Source organism: Arthrobacter sp. MYb227 (assembly GCF_002975435.1).
GTDB lineage: Bacteria > Actinomycetota > Actinomycetes > Actinomycetales > Micrococcaceae > Paeniglutamicibacter.
The window spans coordinates 208,654-225,925 of the sequence record NZ_PCPT01000002.1; the positions used below are offsets into that span (position 1 = coordinate 208,654).

At 54.5% G+C, this 17,272-nt stretch carries 13 protein-coding genes and 1 pseudogene; 3 read left to right on the plus strand and 11 right to left on the minus strand.

Annotated elements, in window-relative coordinates:
- Nucleotides 1-48 precede the first annotated feature (48 nt).
- A complete protein-coding gene (locus CQ018_RS05000; RefSeq protein ID WP_105548888.1) occupies nucleotides 49-1,659 on the minus strand; it encodes a carboxyl transferase domain-containing protein in 1,611 nt (536 codons plus the stop codon).
- A gap of 60 nt (nucleotides 1,660-1,719) precedes the next feature.
- Nucleotides 1,720-2,373: a TetR/AcrR family transcriptional regulator gene (locus tag CQ018_RS05005; RefSeq protein ID WP_105548889.1), complete on the minus strand. Its 654-nt coding sequence runs from the start codon at nucleotides 2,371-2,373 to the stop codon at nucleotides 1,720-1,722.
- A 745-nt stretch (nucleotides 2,374-3,118) separates the two neighbouring features.
- Between CQ018_RS05005 and CQ018_RS20230 the strand changes: the two genes are divergently transcribed.
- A complete protein-coding gene (locus CQ018_RS20230) occupies nucleotides 3,119-3,277 on the plus strand; it encodes a hypothetical protein (RefSeq protein WP_219843996.1) in 159 nt (52 codons plus the stop codon).
- A 291-nt stretch (nucleotides 3,278-3,568) separates the two neighbouring features.
- Here the strand turns inward: CQ018_RS20230 and CQ018_RS05010 are convergent, their stop codons facing one another.
- The 4 genes from CQ018_RS05010 to hisD all read right to left on the minus strand — a co-directional run bounded on the left by CQ018_RS05010 (nucleotide 3,569) and on the right by hisD (nucleotide 8,935).
- Nucleotides 3,569-4,504, minus strand: coding sequence for a formylglycine-generating enzyme family protein (locus CQ018_RS05010; RefSeq protein ID WP_105548890.1), 936 nt, complete (start codon nucleotides 4,502-4,504; stop codon nucleotides 3,569-3,571).
- 786 nt (nucleotides 4,505-5,290) lie between these two features.
- Complete coding sequence (locus tag CQ018_RS05015) at nucleotides 5,291-6,730, minus strand: SLC13 family permease (RefSeq protein WP_105548891.1); 1,440 nt, start codon at nucleotides 6,728-6,730, stop codon at nucleotides 5,291-5,293.
- A 129-nt stretch (nucleotides 6,731-6,859) separates the two neighbouring features.
- The gene (locus CQ018_RS20770) at nucleotides 6,860-7,213 is read right to left on the minus strand and encodes an antibiotic biosynthesis monooxygenase family protein (RefSeq protein ID WP_181149736.1); all 354 of its coding nucleotides are present in this window, start codon (nucleotides 7,211-7,213) and stop codon (nucleotides 6,860-6,862) included.
- 390 nt (nucleotides 7,214-7,603) lie between these two features.
- Nucleotides 7,604-8,935: a histidinol dehydrogenase gene (gene hisD / locus CQ018_RS05025; RefSeq protein WP_105548893.1), complete on the minus strand. Its 1,332-nt coding sequence runs from the start codon at nucleotides 8,933-8,935 to the stop codon at nucleotides 7,604-7,606.
- A 288-nt stretch (nucleotides 8,936-9,223) separates the two neighbouring features.
- On the opposite strand from hisD, the gene CQ018_RS05030 reads away from it, so the two are divergent.
- On the plus strand, nucleotides 9,224-10,258 hold the full coding sequence (locus CQ018_RS05030; protein WP_105548894.1) for a LacI family DNA-binding transcriptional regulator: 1,035 nt from the start codon (nucleotides 9,224-9,226) through the stop codon (nucleotides 10,256-10,258).
- A gap of 220 nt (nucleotides 10,259-10,478) precedes the next feature.
- A complete protein-coding gene (locus CQ018_RS05035; RefSeq protein WP_181149738.1) occupies nucleotides 10,479-12,704 on the plus strand; it encodes an arylsulfatase in 2,226 nt (741 codons plus the stop codon).
- A gap of 592 nt (nucleotides 12,705-13,296) precedes the next feature.
- Here CQ018_RS05035 and CQ018_RS05040 read toward each other — a convergent pair.
- The 5 genes and pseudogenes from CQ018_RS05040 to CQ018_RS05060 all read right to left on the minus strand — a co-directional run.
- A pseudogene (locus tag CQ018_RS05040) lies at nucleotides 13,297-13,590 on the minus strand (transposase); the annotation flags it as partial.
- A 59-nt stretch (nucleotides 13,591-13,649) separates the two neighbouring features.
- Nucleotides 13,650-13,922: a hypothetical protein gene (locus CQ018_RS20005; RefSeq protein WP_181149779.1), complete on the minus strand. Its 273-nt coding sequence runs from the start codon at nucleotides 13,920-13,922 to the stop codon at nucleotides 13,650-13,652.
- A gap of 202 nt (nucleotides 13,923-14,124) precedes the next feature.
- The gene (locus CQ018_RS05050) at nucleotides 14,125-15,123 is read right to left on the minus strand and encodes an ABC transporter permease (protein WP_181149739.1); all 999 of its coding nucleotides are present in this window, start codon (nucleotides 15,121-15,123) and stop codon (nucleotides 14,125-14,127) included.
- Complete coding sequence (locus CQ018_RS05055; protein ID WP_105549326.1) at nucleotides 15,120-15,980, minus strand: sugar phosphate isomerase/epimerase; 861 nt, start codon at nucleotides 15,978-15,980, stop codon at nucleotides 15,120-15,122. The genes CQ018_RS05050 and CQ018_RS05055 overlap by 4 nt, the downstream gene beginning before the upstream one ends.
- Nucleotides 15,973-17,193: a Gfo/Idh/MocA family protein gene (locus CQ018_RS05060; RefSeq protein WP_105548898.1), complete on the minus strand. Its 1,221-nt coding sequence runs from the start codon at nucleotides 17,191-17,193 to the stop codon at nucleotides 15,973-15,975. The genes CQ018_RS05055 and CQ018_RS05060 overlap by 8 nt, the downstream gene beginning before the upstream one ends.
- Between the last annotated feature and the right edge of the window lie 79 nt (nucleotides 17,194-17,272).

Genomic DNA, 17,272 nt, shown 5'->3' on the forward strand with positions numbered 1-17,272 from the left:
CCTTATCTGGGGTCTGGAGGTCATTGCGCGGATGCGTGAGGATACGGATTACATACGGAAGACACCGAACTTGGTTTCCGGTAATGGCTGACGGGAGGCAACGTCTAGTGCCATGCCCAGTACTCGGCGGGTATCCGCAGGGTCAATGACTCCGTCATCCCAGAGCCGCGCGGTTGAATAATAGGGGCTACCTTGGGACTCGTACTGGTCCTTGAGAGGGGCCTTAAAGCTCTCTTCTTCCTCGGCGCTCCACGTGTCACCGGCCGCTTCGAATGCGTCGCGTTTGACTGTGGCCAGCACGGAGGAAGCCTGGGCGCCGCCCATAACCGAGATGCGGGCCGCCGGCCACATCCACAAGAAACGGGGAGAGTAGGCGCGTCCGCACATTGAGTAGTTGCCGGCACCAAAAGAACCTCCAATGATCACAGTGAATTTGGGGACGCGGGTCGTTGCCACGGCGGTGACCATCTTGGCGCCATGCTTGGCGATTCCATCGGCCTCATAGTCGCGTCCCACCATGAAACCAGCAAGGTTTTGCAAGAACACCAGCGGGATACCGCGCTGATCGCAGAGTTGGATGAAGTGTGCTCCCTTGAGCGCGGACTCGGAGAAGAGCACACCGTTGTTGGCAATAATTCCAACCTTGTGGCCGTGAATGCGGGCAAATCCGGTGACAAGCGTGGTGCCATAGTTTGCCTTGAATTCATGGAATTGACTGCCATCGACCACCCGGGAAATGACCTCGCGAACATCGTAGGACTTGTTCACATCGGTGGGCACCGCGCCGTACAGTTCGGTTGGGTCTTCCAGGGGTTCGGCTACCTGTTCTGCAATATCCCAGGCTGGTGCAGGGCTTGGCGGCAGGGTTTCGATAATACTGCGCACTATGTGCAGGGCATGAGCATCATTTTCTGCCAAATGATCCACCACCCCGGAGGTCTTGGCATGCAGGTCGCCACCGCCGAGCTCTTCTGCCGTGACGATCTCGCCGATTGCGGCTTTCACCAGTGGGGGACCACCCAAAAAGATGGTGCCTTGGTTGCGGACAATGACTGTCTCATCGCTCATGGCAGGTACATAGGCGCCACCAGCGGTGCAAGAACCTAGGACGGCCGCGATTTGTGGGATCTTGGCCGCCGAAAGATTTGCCTGGTTGTAGAAGATACGTCCAAAGTGGTCGCGGTCCGGGAAGACCTCATCTTGCATGGGCAAAAACGCGCCACCCGAATCGACAAGATAGACACACGGCAAACCGTTTTCGAGAGCGATTTCCTGGGCGCGCAGATGCTTTTTCACAGTCATGGGGAAATAGGTGCCGCCCTTAACCGTTGCATCGTTGGAGATGACCAGTACGTGGCGTCCGTGGACCAGACCGATTCCGGCAATCATTCCGGCCCCCGGGCACTGCCCGCCATACATGTCTTCGGCTGCCAGCGGTGCGATCTCCAGGAAGGGTGAACCCTCATCCAGTAGCCTATTCACGCGTTCGCGGGGCAAGATTTTGCCGCGGTCAAGATGGCGTTGACGTGATTTCTCGGAGCCGCCTAATGCTGCGCGCGCGAGTCTGCTGCGAAGTTCCTCAACGAGCGAGGATTGCTCTTCGGCATTCTGCGTAAAGGTGGGGGAAGCGGTGTCAACGCTGCTAGCCAGGGTATCCACGGTGTCTCTTTCGTTGAGTAAATCCTTGATTCTGGGGAAAGCCGAACAAAACAGTGCGAACTAGGGGACTGTTTCCGGTGCTGATAGGGAATCTGGTTCGCTCGCCAGCTGGCGTGGGGCAACCATGAAGTCGACTCCTGTGAGGAGTGTGGGGTCTGCCGCAAGCACCCGGTAGGCCATGTTTACGAAGTTTTGTTGGACCTCGTGAAGTTCAAGGCGCCCGTTGGGGCGGAACCAGTGGGCTACGCCGGTGCCCATTTCCATGATGGCCAGTCTGGCCATGGTGAGGTCATCGGTGCTGAATACACCAACTCGGGTACCCCGTTCCAAAACTTGGGCGAAGAGGGATTCATACTCGTCACGCAACCCCTGCATGGCAGGGCGGTTAGTCTCGGAAAGGGCACGCATCTCGTACTCTGCGACTCGGGAAGTGAGTTGATTAGTGCCGGTGAAGCCCACATGCGATGAGATGAGGCCCGCAAGTTGGAGCGCCGGTTCGGAGCTTTTGCGTAGTGCTTCTGACCCTGAGCGGATCATCTCATTGAGGCAATCTTTCATGACGCTGACCAGTAACTCTTCCTTGCTGCCTACGTAATGATAGAGCGTTGCAGAGTTGATTCCGGCTGCTGCTCCAAGCTCGCGAATCCCCGTGGCCGCAAATCCCTGCTGGGCAAAGAGCAGTACCGCAGCCTGCTGCAGTTTGCCGAGATTCATGAGAACTCCATGGTTGAGTGTGGAACTCGAGCCAATCAGTTGATCGAACTTCTACCATCAGCAAACACTGCGATTCGGCCCACTGTCAATCGTTTGATTGGGAATTGTTCGAAAGTTCCGGGTATGGCACCTTATTGCGTAGGTGCGGCGGGGGCTGGTGAAGCGGTGTATCGCGTAATGATACGGAATTCACTTTGTGTTGTAGTCGAAAGTTCTCGGCCGGTCTTCCGCTAGCATCGTTTCGACCTCACTAGGCAAAGGAAGCGCATCATGATGAGGAGTCCGCCAACTCTTCAGAACGCTACCGACCCTTCTGGCCTTGATTCATAGAAGCTTCCCGGCAGGCTTCGCCAACGCCGGGGATCGTTGAGAACTGCCGCACTGGTTAAGTTCTTACGCACCGGTCTCGCCGTGGCGCAGTGTCAAGCGCATCCTGAGGTTGTTGGTGGTGCCGATATGCCGGGTCGCCCCTGGTGCTTCGAGTACGTGTACTAGATTTCAACGTTTTGCTCCTTATCCCGCAGCTGCCTCCAGCATCATCAGACAACATCGTTTTGGAAGGAAGTTAGCCACGATGGAGATCGTGCATGAGCCTGCCGCGGGGATCGACATCTCCAAACGAGACGCCAACGTTGCCGTAAGGAAACCAGGACAGAGCCGTGGAACCTAAAACACTGAAGTCAAGACCTTCGGGGCCACCACCACTCAAATCCGCCAGCTCATCAGTTATCTGAACGCTGTAAACGTGAGCGTCATCCTCATGGAAGCCACCAGCGACTACAGTAAACCGTTTTCTTCCCTCTGGAGGAAGAGCCGCTACCTGTCATCCTCGTCAACGCCAAACGGGCACGAAACATCCTTGGCCGGAAAACCGACGCGTGAACGACGCAACCTGGCTGGCTGAGATTACGGACCATAACCTGCTGGCAGCCTCGTTGCCACCGGCAGCGAAGTGATGTCTGGTGAGCAAGATTCCAACGGTGGGTGAGGCCGATTAGGAGAAGCGCCCCTTTTCTTACCGAAGTTCCATCGCACTACTGTGGTGCTGCAGCGCATCGTTAGGTATCTCCGACTCTGCGGTCAGCAATAATCCTTGCTACAGTCGCTACGCCCGGCGCAATCGGTCATCATCGGTTCCACCGGTATCATCCGCGTTTGATATAGCCTGACCAGAGCGCACGATACAGGGCGGCTACTAGGCATCGTTGGCGCAACGGAAACCGACATTCGCCGAGGCTGAGTCCGGGGTATTCGACGAACGCGCGGCTACCCGATAGCGATTGCAGTATGAATCATGGCAGAGAAAGGATCCACCACGCATGACACGGCTTTCACCCTCTTTAGGACCTTGGGGGTTCTGGACCGGTGAGTGCTGATAGTACCTGGGATCAAAGCGATCCACGCACCATTCCCAGACATTACCTGCTGTGTTGTAGAGGCCAAACCCATTGGGTCGATAGGATTTGACCGGAGCAGTAGTCAGATAGCCGTCAGCCTCGGTGTTTTGGGCGGGGAATTGGCCTTGCCAAATATTGCAGCGCCAATGACCTCTTGGGGTTAGCTCATTGCCCCAGGCGTAGCGTGCGCCGCTAAGACCACCACGTGCAGCAAATTCCCACTCGGCCTCGGTTGGGAGGCGTTTACCTGCCCAGGCTGCGTAGGCTTGGGCGTCGGCCCAGGACACGTGGGTGACGGGGTGATTCGGCTTATCGCCGATGCTGGAGAGTGGGCCTTCAGGGTGTTTCCAGTCCGCTCCGCGAATTGTAAGCCACCAAGGAGTGCTATGCAGCTGGTTGAGCACATCTGCTCGTCTAGCGGCCACAGCGAGGTGGAAGACCGCGGAGCTGCCGTAACGTTCGGAGTCGGTGAGGTATCCGGTATCCTTGATGAATTTGGCAAATTCGCTGTTAGTGACGGCGGTGGTATCAATGTGGAATGGCGCAAGTTCGACGGGGTGCACAGGCGTTTCGCCGTCGGCCGGGTAACCCTCGTCGAAGTGATCCCCCATAGTAAAGCTCCCGCCGGGCAACAGTAATTGCCCCTTTGTATTGCGAGACGAACGCAGGACAGCGGGCGCTGGGGCAAGGGCGCCATCGCGAGTGGCCCCCGCACAGCACTTCGATTCGGTCATCGGGTGAACCTTCCTAGACTCAGATATTCTTAATCGACGGGTGGCGAACGATTTTATCGAGCGAAGAGTAAAGCGCTCATTTGTCATGAACAATTGCGATGCTTCTCGGCCCAAACTAGCCTGAATTTGTGTATTCCACGGCACCAAACCCTACAACTGAGGTTCCCGGAGCATGCTGCTTCCGTTACGTAAGCTAAAGGTCGACAAGTACAAACTGTGCCATCGCCACCATCGCTCAGTCTTCCGTCTGCACCGCGTTCAACCACGCTACTGACGGTGTGCACACCCCCCATATTAGTCTCCCGGCTCGAAGCAAAAGACCTTGTCCTTGCCTCGGGAACTGCCCTCGCCCTAACGCAAATGGTAGTTACACGATGGCATGGGATCCAACCAACGAAGTAGGGACACCCCGTTGCGTCTTTATAAGGAGATACATATTTTCAGGCATTCCCGCGTGAACCATGTTTGTGCCCGAGCGTCCGGGATATGATTAACGGCTAAACATGAGCTGCAGACCGCCCCGATTTGGCGTAGCGCAGAAGATTCCACAAATAAACTTCAGTCGGCGGTTTCTTCGCCCTCGCCGATGTATCCAAGGGCTTCAACGCAGCGATGTATATCAGACTCAGTCCAGGCTTCTTGGGCCTATCTTTCAGAAGCCCAATAGCCTGCCGTACAAATTGCTTGGCCAGATATCCCGGTCAAGCAATTTGTACGGCCCACTAGAAAGCAACTCAATATTCAAACGGGCCTAGTCTCCTAGGCATTATATCCGAAGGAACTTCGCTAGAAGGGGTAGGCGAACGGTGCCAGAAGGATGAGACATGCAGTGAGAATCAAAGCCAGCGGTCCACAGATCTTGACAAAGTCCATATACCGGAAGCCGACCACGAGTGTCTGCGTCATCGATGGCGTGCCAACAGGAGTTGCAATGGCAATATTGGCGGCGATAGTAATAACGATGGCCCAGCTGGTCGGATTTGCATCGAATGCCACGGCAATTGTCATCGCGATTGGGACGAACATTGCAACTAATGCTGTATTGGACGCGAAGTTGGTCATCACCATGCACACTACAACGAGAACACCGAGCACCAGCCATGGGCTGGTGTCCATACCCAAGGAATCCACGAGCGAGTCAGCAAGTAGCTGGCCGCCACCTGCGCTAGTCATGCCCTTACCAAACGCAATGGCCGCGGAAACAATAATCAGGGTATTCCAATCGATTCCCCTGATCGCACCCTTCAATGTGATGCACCCGGTCATCACCAAGACCAACGCTCCGATCAAGGCCACTATCGCTAGGTCCCAGAGTCCGACGGCGAATGCCACGATCATTCCAAGCATGAGCAACATGGAGAACGGCAGCTTCCAGCTGGCTATGGGCTCAGCGGAACTACGAATTTCATCGTTGGAATTTCCTGTGTTGAGCATATCCAGTGGTTCAAAATTAAGTACTCGGCTACCAATGGAGTATCCGATCGTACCCATGTAAACCACGGAGATGATGATCAAGGGAACACCGATAGCAGACAGCGTGAACATACCCATCGGTGTAGCACCAGGGGTCGCGATCAAGATACCTTGGGTAATCAATTGGGAGGTTGTACCCGTTAGTGTGGCGACGCCGCCAATTGCTGCACCGACGCCTGCGCCCATGAGCACGATCGGCGTCTTAATCCGTCCGTTAGATCGATTAGCTAGGATCGCGATCAGCGGGATAAAGATGGCAACGGTAGCGGTATTACTGAAGAACGCAGAAAGACAACCTGTCACCAAAGTGACGGCAGTTACAAGAAGCCGTTCACTTCGGTGCAGCCCGAGAGCTTCGAATTTACGGGCAACCAGATCTGCGAAGCCAGTGTTGAACAGTGCCGTTCCGACCACCATCATGGCCCCACAGAACACTGTGACCTGGCTACCAAAGGAACCGTAGACATCCTCAAACTTCAGCACACCGGTCACAGCCATCAAAAGTGCAGCAGCAAGTGCCGTCATAATGATGGGGATTTTTTCCAGTACGAAAGAAATCATTGCAACAATGACGATGACGATCGAAAGGATTGGCAATACGTCTTCCACCGTGACAGCAGGGTTCACAAGTGGTAGGAGTCGAATGAAAATGGGCACTGCCAAAAGGCCGAATAGTGCAATTCCCCAGCCTCGGGAAATAGCCTTTCTAGCAGGCGGGGTATTGGCCATGACTTCTATCTTGGTGGCATCCATGAGATTTTCCAATATCAGTTGTGAAGGGACACTCCAGACCGGAGTGATATGGATTCTTCGGTCTCTAGAGACTCCAGAACGACCGACTGTGAACGAAACATGTAACGATCATGTCGGCCATGAGGGGTACTAAGCGCTTGGCGGCGCTGTGAAAGTTTCTACTGAGCGGCTAAGCAGTCGAGGAATTACTTCCTGTATCGCAAACCGCTGAAAATGCCCCGACTCACGGTGAGCTTTGAATGCTGCTCCATCCGTGTATCGTTCAAATACCAGAATCTCGGAGGATTCTTCAAGGTTTTGAAAGAAGTGATACTCAAGGTTCCCGGGTTCCAGCTTGGTGGCCTGGGATAATCTTTGAAGATTCTCGATTACGGTAGTAATTTCGGCTTTTCTTACTGTGTACCGCGCTACTACACAAAATGTGACTTCGGCGAATATTGGTGTGCCGGCATTGGACGGGTGTTGCTTCAATGATTTACCCACGATGCTTTCTTCTTGTTTACGGCGACGCAAAACCGAGGTGCTTTTCTCACGGAATAGGGCTGCCTAGCGTGATGCTCAGGTGCCGGAATACCGGCTTCCGATGGGCACAACTTCAGCGATTTAAACTGTGTTTGTCATATGTACTGAGTAAACTTGCGAGGATTGTTCCCGAGATTCCTCGGACAGATGACCGGGGCTCATCACAGCAGTTCTTGCAACACAAAAATCTATGAGGTGACCGGAGCACCAACGCCGTAGATAGTTCATTGATGCTGCGGCGTCTCGATCAGCTAGATCGATCAGAATTCAGCTATTCCTGACACAGAAGCTCGGAATAAGCTCTGTGTTGTTCATCCGTATGAGGGGGCGCCCCCTCATACGGATGCGCGACTAGTTAGCGGCGGCTTTTGCCAGCGCTACGGGTTCGTACCATGGGAGGTCCGGCTGGTTGCCGTAGCGGCGTACGCGGATGTTTGCTTGTTCGCCGTGGCCCACGAAGCTTTCCATGTGGGATAGGCGGGAGCAGTACTCGCCGATTTCTGCGCTGGCTTGATCGGTGATGATGCGCTGGTAGGTGCAAGTCTTGAGGAACTTGCCGACCCACAAGCCACCGGTGTAGCGGGCAGCCTTGTTGGTGGGAAGGGTGTGGTTGGTGCCGATGACCTTGTCGCCGTAGGCGACGTTGGTGCGTGGTCCCAGGAACAAGGCACCAAAATTGCTCATATTGTTCAGGAAGTAGTCGGGGTCCTTCGTCATGACCTGGACATGTTCGGAAGCGAGTTCATCCGCGACGGCAAGCATTTCTTCGTAGGTGTCGCACACGATGACTTCGCCGTAGTCGGCCCAGGCAATCCGTGCAACATCGGCAGTTGGCAAGATGGTGAGCTGACGTTCGATTTCCGCCATGGTTTCACGGGCTAGCTTCTCGCTGTTGGTCAACAAGACCGAGGGGCTAGTTGGGCCGTGCTCGGCCTGCCCCAGGAGGTCTACCGCACAAATTTCTGCGTCGACGCTTTCATCGGCGATGACCAAAGTTTCGGTTGGTCCGGCGAAGAGGTCGATGCCCACGCGTCCGAATAGCTGTCGTTTGGCTTCGGCAACGTACATGTTTCCTGGGCCGACCAGCATGTCCACGGCTGCGATGGACTCGGTGCCCAGTGCCATGGCAGCCACTGCTTGTACACCGCCAAGAACCAGGATTTCATCGGCGCCTGCAAGGTGCATCGCGGTAACAATGGCCGGGTGCGGAGAACCTTGGAATGGCGGGGCCGTGGCGACGACGCGCGGAACACCTGCAACCTTGGCTGTCAGCACGCTCATATGGGCTGCGGCAAGCAAGGGGTATTTTCCGCCAGGGATGTAACAGCCAACGGCGTTCACCGGGATGTTCTTGTGCCCCAGGATGACGCCTGGGTGGGTTTCAACCTCGACGTCGGTCATGCTGGCCCGCTGGATCTGAGCGAAGTTACGGATTTGTTTCTGAGCAAATTTGATGTCGTCAATCTGACCGCGTGAAAGGCTCTTGACCGCAGCATCAATTTCCTGCTCGGACAGGCGGAAGCTTGAAGGATCCCATGCATCGAAGTTCTGGCTGTACTTGCGAACGGCACTGTCGCCGTTCTTTTCAATGTCAGCCAAGATGCCTTCAACGGTCTGGCGGACCTTAGCATTGTCCTGGGCACGGACTGCGGCATCCTTGCCGCGCTTCAAATAGGTAATCACAATTTGTTCCTTTCAAGTCACTTGCATGCGTATGCAACACTGTGAAGCGTATCACCTTAATTTCCGTATGCAAGAGCCCGTTCGGAGCTGTGTGCCAAAAGCCACCGCACCTCGCGCCACTGCGCAGCGCCATGGTCCGCCACGAAGGAACCGCAGGTTTCTCTGCAAGCAGTGCTAACGAATGGGCCCAGCCTCCCCGCCTGCGGTCACCGCAATAGCGTCGTGAAATCGCCGCTCAATCGGATTCCGTTAGAGTTGCATACGTCTGAAAGTATCTACTTCAAGGGGATGTGCACATTGGCAGCGGGAACACGAGGACCTGCAACTTCAATCGACGTTGCAAAGCTGGCAGGAGTATCCCAGTCCGCGGTATCGCGAACCTATACTAAGGGCGCGAGCGTGGGTGCGGAAACGCGAGCGCGGGTTGAAGCAGCCGCGGCCAAGCTCGGTTACCGGCCCAACCTCATCGCTCGTTCACTCATGACGCGCCGCACAAATATTATTGGCCTAGCCGTTGGAGGCTTGGCAAATCCGTTTTACGCCGCCATCGTCGAGCAGCTCTCAAACGCGCTGCAGGAAATCGGATACCATGTCCTGCTCTTCACCCTCACGGATGAAACCGACTCTGATGAACTGTTGCAGCAGGTCATCAACCTCAGGCTCGATGCTTTAATCATGGCATCAGTCAGCCTGTCATCCTCACTTGCCAGCAGCTGTCAATCCAATGGCATACCCGTAATACTGGTCAACCGCACCACCAGCGCCGACGGCTGTTCTTCGGTAAGCACCGACAACGAGGCAGGCGCCACCATGCTCGCTCAATACGTGATCGATGCCGGACACTCGAGAATCCTCTACGTGGCAGGAACCGAAACCACTTCAACGAACCTGGAGCGTGAACGCGGCCTCACGAGCGCGATTGCTGCCCGTGACGGTGTGGCGTTTCAGCGCATTGCTGGAGATTACGACTTCAAGACCTCCGCACAGGAAATTGCACAATTACTCAGCGGATCAAACTTCGTGCCGGATGCAATCTTTTGCGCTAACGACTTCATGGCCTTTGCCGTCATGGACGCACTTCGCTTCCATCATGGACTGAGGGTTCCTCAGGATATTTCGGTAGTTGGCTTTGATGATTCAGGGCCTGCATCCTGGCTAAGCTACGACCTGACCACCTACTCCCAGCCAATACCCCAAATGGTCGAAGCCGTCATTTCCATCCTCCAGGCAGTTGCCCAAAATCCCGACGCCGCTCCCCAGCACGTCGTCATATCCGGTGAGCTAATCATCCGCGGCTCCTGCCGTGGACGGGGTGACGGCTAAACGAGCATCCCCTTTGTTGGGCGATGCCACGCCCGTAGCACGCAAGGCTTGCGGCATGAGGCTTTGGGCGCTTGCTTGCATACGTATGCGGAACGTGATTAGCTTTGTGATCATCACCACTACTGAAGCTTGTGGTTCCAGCCCTGAGGAGTTCGCTTGTATCGGACTTTGCGCTGTGGCAGGTGTCCATTTACGAAAGCACCCCTTCAAGGAGAGCATCATGTCCGTATCAAAAGACGTTCGATCTGGTAACAAGTCGTCGGAGGCCCTCTCGTCAACCGGCACGCGTCCTAATATCATCTTCGTGGTTCTTGATGACCTCGGATACTCGGATATCGGTTGCTACGGATCTGAAATCTCTACCCCAAACATAGATCGACTGGCTACAAACGGCGTTCGTTACACCAACTTCCACACCACTGCAATGTGTTCGCCGACACGAGCTTCATTGCTCACTGGTCGACAGCACCACGCGGTCGGGATGGGCATGATCACCGAATGGGCAACGTCAGACCCTGGCTATGCCGGGCGTATTGATCCCCGAGCAGCAAATATTGCCGAGGTTCTGCAGGCTGATGCCTATGCCACGATGGCCATCGGAAAGTGGCACGTCATGCCTCAGGCCGAAGCCAAACCCTCGGGTCCCTTCAGTGACTGGCCGCTACAAAAGGGCTTTGACAGGTGGTACGGATTCCACGGTGCACTCGCGGATTCGTGGACGCCTGAGCTCTTTGAAGACAACCACACGATCGATCTGCCCGACAGGCCGGGATACCACCTCACCGAGGACCTGATTGATCAGTCGATCAGTTACATTCGTGACTTCAGAGCCAATGAATCAGAACGACCTTTCTTCATGTACTTGGCATTGGGCGCGGCCCATTGGCCTCACCAGGTCGCAGAAGAATACATCGCCAAGTACAAGGGCAACTACGACAAGGGCTGGGATGTAATCCGTGATGAGCGTCTTGCACGGCAAAAGGCTCTGGGTGTTATTCCGCAGAATACGGATTTGGCTCCACGTAACCTGGGCGTCGAGGCTTGGGACGATCTAGATAAAGACCGCAAGCGTCTGTTCGCCCGGATGCAGGAAGTGTATGCCGGTTTCATTGACCACACCGATGAACAGATCGGCCGTTTGCTGGATTACTTGGAAAAAATCGAAGACCTCGATAACACCATCATTGTCCTGCTCTCCGACAATGGAGCTTCCCCCGAAGGCGGATCGGACGGTGCCGTTAATGCACGCAAAAACCTTGTCTACGGAACCGAGACGCTCGAGGACAAGATGGCGGCAATCGATGAGCTTGGTAGTGAAAGCGCCTACAACCACTACCCGAAGGGATGGGCACAAGTAAGTAACACACCCCTGAAATGGTACAAAAAGGACGTTCACGGAGGCGGTGTCCGGGATCCTTTCATCGTGCACTGGCCAGCCCAGATTGCCGACCAAGGAACCGTTCGCACGCAATATCACCACGTCGTAGACGTAGTACCAACCATCATGGACTTGATTGGAGCAAAGTTCCCCACACAATGGCGCGGCCAGGAACAGATGCCCATCCATGGCGTCAGCATGGCCTACACCTTGGACGATGCCACGGCGCCAACCCGCAAGCAAATCCAGTACTATGAAATGCTCGGAGACCGTGGAATCTGGCTCGACGGGTGGAAGGCTGTTGCCTTGCACGAAAAGGGCGCACCATTCGAAGATGATGAGTGGGAGCTCTACCACGTCGCCGAAGACTTCTCGGAATGCCACAACCTCGCGGACGAACGACCTGAGAAGCTCAAGGAACTGGTGGACTTGTGGTGGGCGGAAGCACACGAGAACCAGGTACTTCCTCTAGATGACAGGGAATATGAACGCGCAGCCGCAGCCATCGCAAAGCTGGCTAAGGACAGCTACCGTTTCTATCCCGGGATGGCTCGACTGGACCGCTACCACGTCCCGGATATCACCAACCGCTCCTACTCAATCACCGCAGTCGCTGATCTAGCCGATCAAGAAGCAACCGAAGGCGTCCTGCTTTCCATTGGATCGCGCTTCGGCGGCTTGGTTCTGTTCTGTCAGGAAGACAAGCTCGTCTTTGAATACTCCTACGACGCCGGGGAAAGAACTAAGGTCACCAGCGCCAGCACCCTCGAACTAGGAAGCAATACCGTTCTGGAATTGCGCTTTGATTCTGACGGCAACGGCGGCGGCACAGCAAACCTGATCATCAATGGAGTACTTGATGCACAGGTCAACATTGCACGTACCTGGCCGGTAGCCGGATTGGCCGGAGGACTGCATTGCGGCCGCGACGGTGCATCACTAGTCAGCGAATCATACACCGGTCCCTTTGCCTTCAACGGCAAACTGCACCACGTCTCACTTGTACTCGATGGATCTTCCCGCAACGATGTCAGCACCGAAATCAAACGGGCCCTCATCGAAGAATAATCGGTCCAAAATGGGGCTCTGAAAGCTGGGGCCAGGGCGGAAGCAAGTTGTGAGAATGTTAGGGCCCTACGCTGTTTAGGCTCCTAACATTCTTGTTGCGCGGGTGTGATGAATTTGGTGGCTCAGTGCTGGGCAGTGGGAGGAGTTCGGACATCATAGCCCGGGGCAACAACAGCGCCTGGGTCTGGGGTAAGAGCAGTGAACTTAAGGGTAATGAAACCGCGAGTCACTACGTGCTTAGGGCCCTGGCAACTGGCTGCTGCGGGTCCTCGAATGCAGCTCATCAATATGTCCCTCCAACAACGGACTGATGATATTCCTAGACTCTTGGATATCACTCAACGGTTACCGGCCAAGTAGCCTTTCAAATCCAGCATCAGGGGCCAGCGAAGGAAGAATCGACGCTATATCGCAGCTAAATGGGGTTGTAACCGGGGCGCATGAATACCATCCTCTTGGGGGCCAGCGATATTGCGGTTCGGTTCCAACGGGACAAGACTGGATTATAGTTCTTTGGCACCTCAAGGGCATCGATAGGTACGTATTCCCCATCTACTATGGCTCCAATTTTTCAATACCGGTCGCTGAGGACTCAAATCTTGTAGTCGAAGATCCATGAGCGAGTGTGCGTTTCGAACGCTGCGACGGTGGATTCGAAATCATCACGCTGGTCGTTGCTGATCGCGTTTTTGGTGCTGTTCCAAACATGCTCAATTGGATTGTGATCCGGCGCGTAGGGTGGGAAACAGATCAGGTGAACATCCTGCAACGTATGGCCCTAGGTGAGTTCGTCCCGGATGAGTGGGTTCTTATGCCAGGAGGCGTTATCCCATACGATCACGATCCGTTTTCCTAGATTCAGTCCCACCATGGTTTGGACTGTTTCGAAATTATTCGGTGGAGTCCTGATGCGAAGGATGTTACTGGATATCGGTTCAAGTTGGATTACGGCTGCGCCGGAACTCTTGCTTGGTTTTTCGGTCGATGGCCGACCAGCGCTTCTTGTACGCCGCAACCGAGCATGAGCATCCCAATGATTATTGTCTTCGGTTGGTTCAACCGAGATCTGATCGTTCGAACCGTTTGTCCTAAAACGCTGAGTCCGTGGTCACGGAACAGATCCATGATGATGCTGAATAGAGGAATTGGGTACGCGATAAAGATAAATGCCGAAACAAAGAACCAAATAATGTTCCAGAACGATGACCAGAATTCCATGAGTTTTTCTCCCTGAGTCTCAGCAGACATTCATGAGTGTCGACGAAGCCAAATCTCTTGTTCGTCACCGAATGATGACTTCTGAATAACCCATGGCTCTAGTTTTTCTCTTAGGGTGGAGACACCCGCAAGAGTCTACTCTTGGGAGCTTTAGTATGAGACGGTTACTGCGTTGTCATGGGATTTTGTGCGAAGCACGTTCCTATTTGTCTGCGGTGGAACCAACCCGCTTCCGGAATAGGGCTGCTGCGGCAACAATCACGATTCCTTGCGTGAGCAATTCGCCTGACTTTCCGATTCCAACACCGGTGAGTAGAGCCGTAATCACGGTCAGCAAGATCGCTCCACCCACGGTTCCTGAAACCCCACCTCTGCCGCCAACGAGCATAGTTCCACCAACAATCGTTGCTGCTAGTGAATTGAGCACCAGGTCTTGGCCTGCACCCAAGGATCCGACCCCGACAAAACCGGCCAGAAGCAGCCCGCCGCCAGCCGCACATAGACTAGCGAAGATATGCGAATAGAACTTTACCTGCCCCGTTTTAACTCCCGAGAGCCTTGCTGCTTCTGGACTATTTCCCAGCGCATAGACCCATCTGCCCATCCAAGTGAACTTTAAAACAAGCGCCACTAAGATCGCAATCAGGAACCAAGCGTATGTTCCCCAAGAAATACCAAAGAGCCGTCCACTCGCCAAGAGTCGTATTCCATCAGGAACGCTCCCGGTGGGTGCCCCTCCGGTATAAACCAGCATTGCCCCGCTGAGTACGAAACCTGTACCTAGAGTTACGATCAGCGGTGAGAGACCGGCCCAAGCCACTAAGCTTCCATTGACGACGCCAGTCAATAAACCTACCCCGAGGCAAATGGCTATGGTCATCCAGACGTCATGAGTCTGCGCGTAGGAACCGGCAGCGATCACACTGACCATGCCGACGACTCCACCGACCGAAAGGTCGAAGCCCCGGCCCAAAACGAGTACTGTCTGACCGATGGCCAACAACCCCAATGGTGCGGCTTGACGCAAGAGAACCGGCCAGTGGTCTATGGCCATCAAATTGGGCGTAAGCATGATACCCAAGATCACTACACCTACAAGCGTGATCCAGACCGCCGATTGGGCGAGATTGGGCTTACCGAAACCAGCACGATGACCCTGACGGGTGAGACCCGAGCTGAGTGCTTCCTCTCGGATACTCATGACAATACAAATTCTCGTCGGATGAACGATAGGGAATCGACCATCAGACCTTCCATAGAGGGTGCGACGGGCCTCCATAGGGAGACCGCTCGTGCTATTTCTACGACTCCAGGAAGGAACGTCTCGACTATCACCGGCCCGCGATACCCGCTAGCTTGAAGAGCTCTTGCAGTATCCTTCCAAGGAATATGGCCAGTACCAGGCGTTCCTCGATCATTTTCGGAGACCTGAAAATTAACTATCCTGCCGCTGGCAGCCATGATGGCAGCAGCTATGTCCTTTTCCTCGATATTCATGTGGAAAGTGTCCAAACAAATCCCTACATTCTCGCGTCCAATGAGATCGCATAATTCAAGTGCCTGCGCTACCGTGTTTACCAGGTCAGTTTCGAAGCGATTTAGCGGCTCAAGCGCAAGAACAATGCCGTATTCAGCCGCTAAATCAGCCACCTCACGAAGACCTTCTGCCGCCCAGCCCCGTTGCACGGTACGTTCCTCGTCGGTTAGCATTCGGGTTTTACCGACCGCCGAATACATCGGCCCGCTCACTCGCGGTGACCCGACCTCAGCAGCAAAGTGCACAAGCCAGGCTAGGTACTCAAATCCAGCACGGCGACCCTCGGCAGTGTCGTGGGAGATGTCACGATCAGGTCCAAATGCTCCACCAACCGAGATTTCCAAACCTGCGGAAAGCGCCGCCTCACGGACCAACGAACCTGTCAGCAAGGTTGGGTCCTCGACGCAGATCTCAAGGAGGTCGTATCCCATGGCTTTGATTTCGGGCAACATCGAGAGATGTTCATCGGTAAATGGAGACGCAAGGATAAAGGAGCTCAGGCCAGCTTTCACATCACTCATGACCGGCACCTGCAATCAATTTTTCACCTTCACCGAGGCCGGCCCACGGTGGTTCGCAGTTCTCATCCAGCTCAATAACCATTGGTATATTGTCGTTGAGTAGAGTCCATTTAGGAAGCATCATTTTCTCCCCGCCGCGTTGAGCTGATTCGTGGGACAGGATTCCTGAGCAAGTAATGTTGGCCGATCGCACTGCATTCAGATACGGTTGCTCATCTCGGAGAACTGCCTGCAAAAGAGTATGCACCAAATGCGGATGTGATCCTCCGTGGCCACCGCCTTGGACGAATGAGCGGTGTTTTTCATCGCCTTCGTCGGAGTAAACCCCACCGGTCGTGAATGCTTGAATCGCTTCAGGAAGCCGGTGGGCGTAGTCTGGGACGTCGATTCGCACCGGTTCTTCTCCAGTGTGCATGATGTGTTTTTCGCCTTCGACGTGGCTCCATTCGAAGGAACGAACAGCACCATAGGCGTCGAAACTTTCACGATACTGACGGGCCACCGTCCACAGATTTCGAGTCACTTCTGCCCCGATATCGCTGTCCTTGAACTTGATATGGGTACTCTCTATGGCAAAGGGAGAACCATATGCGTCCTTCATTCTTTCGAAAACGGTTCCTGAGCCTAAGCACTGTACTGACTCGGCTTGGTTATTACCCAAAGCCAATACAGGGGAAACTGCGTGGGTCGCATTGTGCATTGGAGGCATTCCATCCCAATATGAAGGCCATCCGGTCATATCCTGATGATGAGACGAGCGCAGGAACTGCAATTTACCTAGGTTCCCTGCCTCATATTGTTCTTGGATGTATAGGAACTCACGGCTGTAAACGACAGTTTCCATCATCATGTATACGAGCCCGGTGGCCCGTTGTGCATCAACGATTCTCTTACAATCTTCGACGCTAGTGGCCATGGGAATTGTGCATCCCACATGTTTGCCGGCTTCCAAGGCAGCTACGACTTGGTCGGCGTGCAGCTGCAAGGGCGTGTTGATGTGAATCAGATCAATGTTCGGATCCTTGAGCATCTCTGCATAGTCGTTGTAACGAACTTCGACGCCGAATTGGTCCCCCACTGCATCCAGCTTTTCCTGGGTCCTCTGACAGATGGCATACATATTGGCGTTTGGGTGACGTTGGTAAATCGGGATGAATTCAGCCCCGAATTCAAGACCAACAACTCCGACATTGATTACCGACTTGGTGCTCATCGTTGATTCATCCTTCTCTAGAAATGACGTGCATGGGGTTACTGTCTAAAACGTACTTCTGATGGTCTAGGTGAAGCTT

Excerpts from the sequence above, each read along its gene's own strand:
- CQ018_RS05030 (WP_105548894.1), top strand. The coding sequence starts at position 9,224 with ATGTGCACATTGGCAGCGGGAACACGAGGACCTGCAACTTCAATCGAC.
- CQ018_RS05050 (WP_181149739.1), bottom strand. The coding sequence starts at position 15,123 with ATGAGTATCCGAGAGGAAGCACTCAGCTCGGGTCTCACCCGTCAGGGT.
- CQ018_RS20005 (WP_181149779.1), bottom strand. The coding sequence starts at position 13,922 with ATGGAATTCTGGTCATCGTTCTGGAACATTATTTGGTTCTTTGTTTCG.
- CQ018_RS05005 (WP_105548889.1), bottom strand. The coding sequence starts at position 2,373 with ATGAATCTCGGCAAACTGCAGCAGGCTGCGGTACTGCTCTTTGCCCAG.
- CQ018_RS05015 (WP_105548891.1), bottom strand. The coding sequence starts at position 6,730 with ATGGATGCCACCAAGATAGAAGTCATGGCCAATACCCCGCCTGCTAGA.
- CQ018_RS05055 (WP_105549326.1), bottom strand. The coding sequence starts at position 15,980 with ATGAGTGATGTGAAAGCTGGCCTGAGCTCCTTTATCCTTGCGTCTCCA.
- CQ018_RS05035 (WP_181149738.1), top strand. The coding sequence starts at position 10,479 with ATGTCCGTATCAAAAGACGTTCGATCTGGTAACAAGTCGTCGGAGGCC.
- CQ018_RS05010 (WP_105548890.1), bottom strand. The coding sequence starts at position 4,504 with ATGACCGAATCGAAGTGCTGTGCGGGGGCCACTCGCGATGGCGCCCTT.
- CQ018_RS05060 (WP_105548898.1), bottom strand. The coding sequence starts at position 17,193 with ATGAGCACCAAGTCGGTAATCAATGTCGGAGTTGTTGGTCTTGAATTC.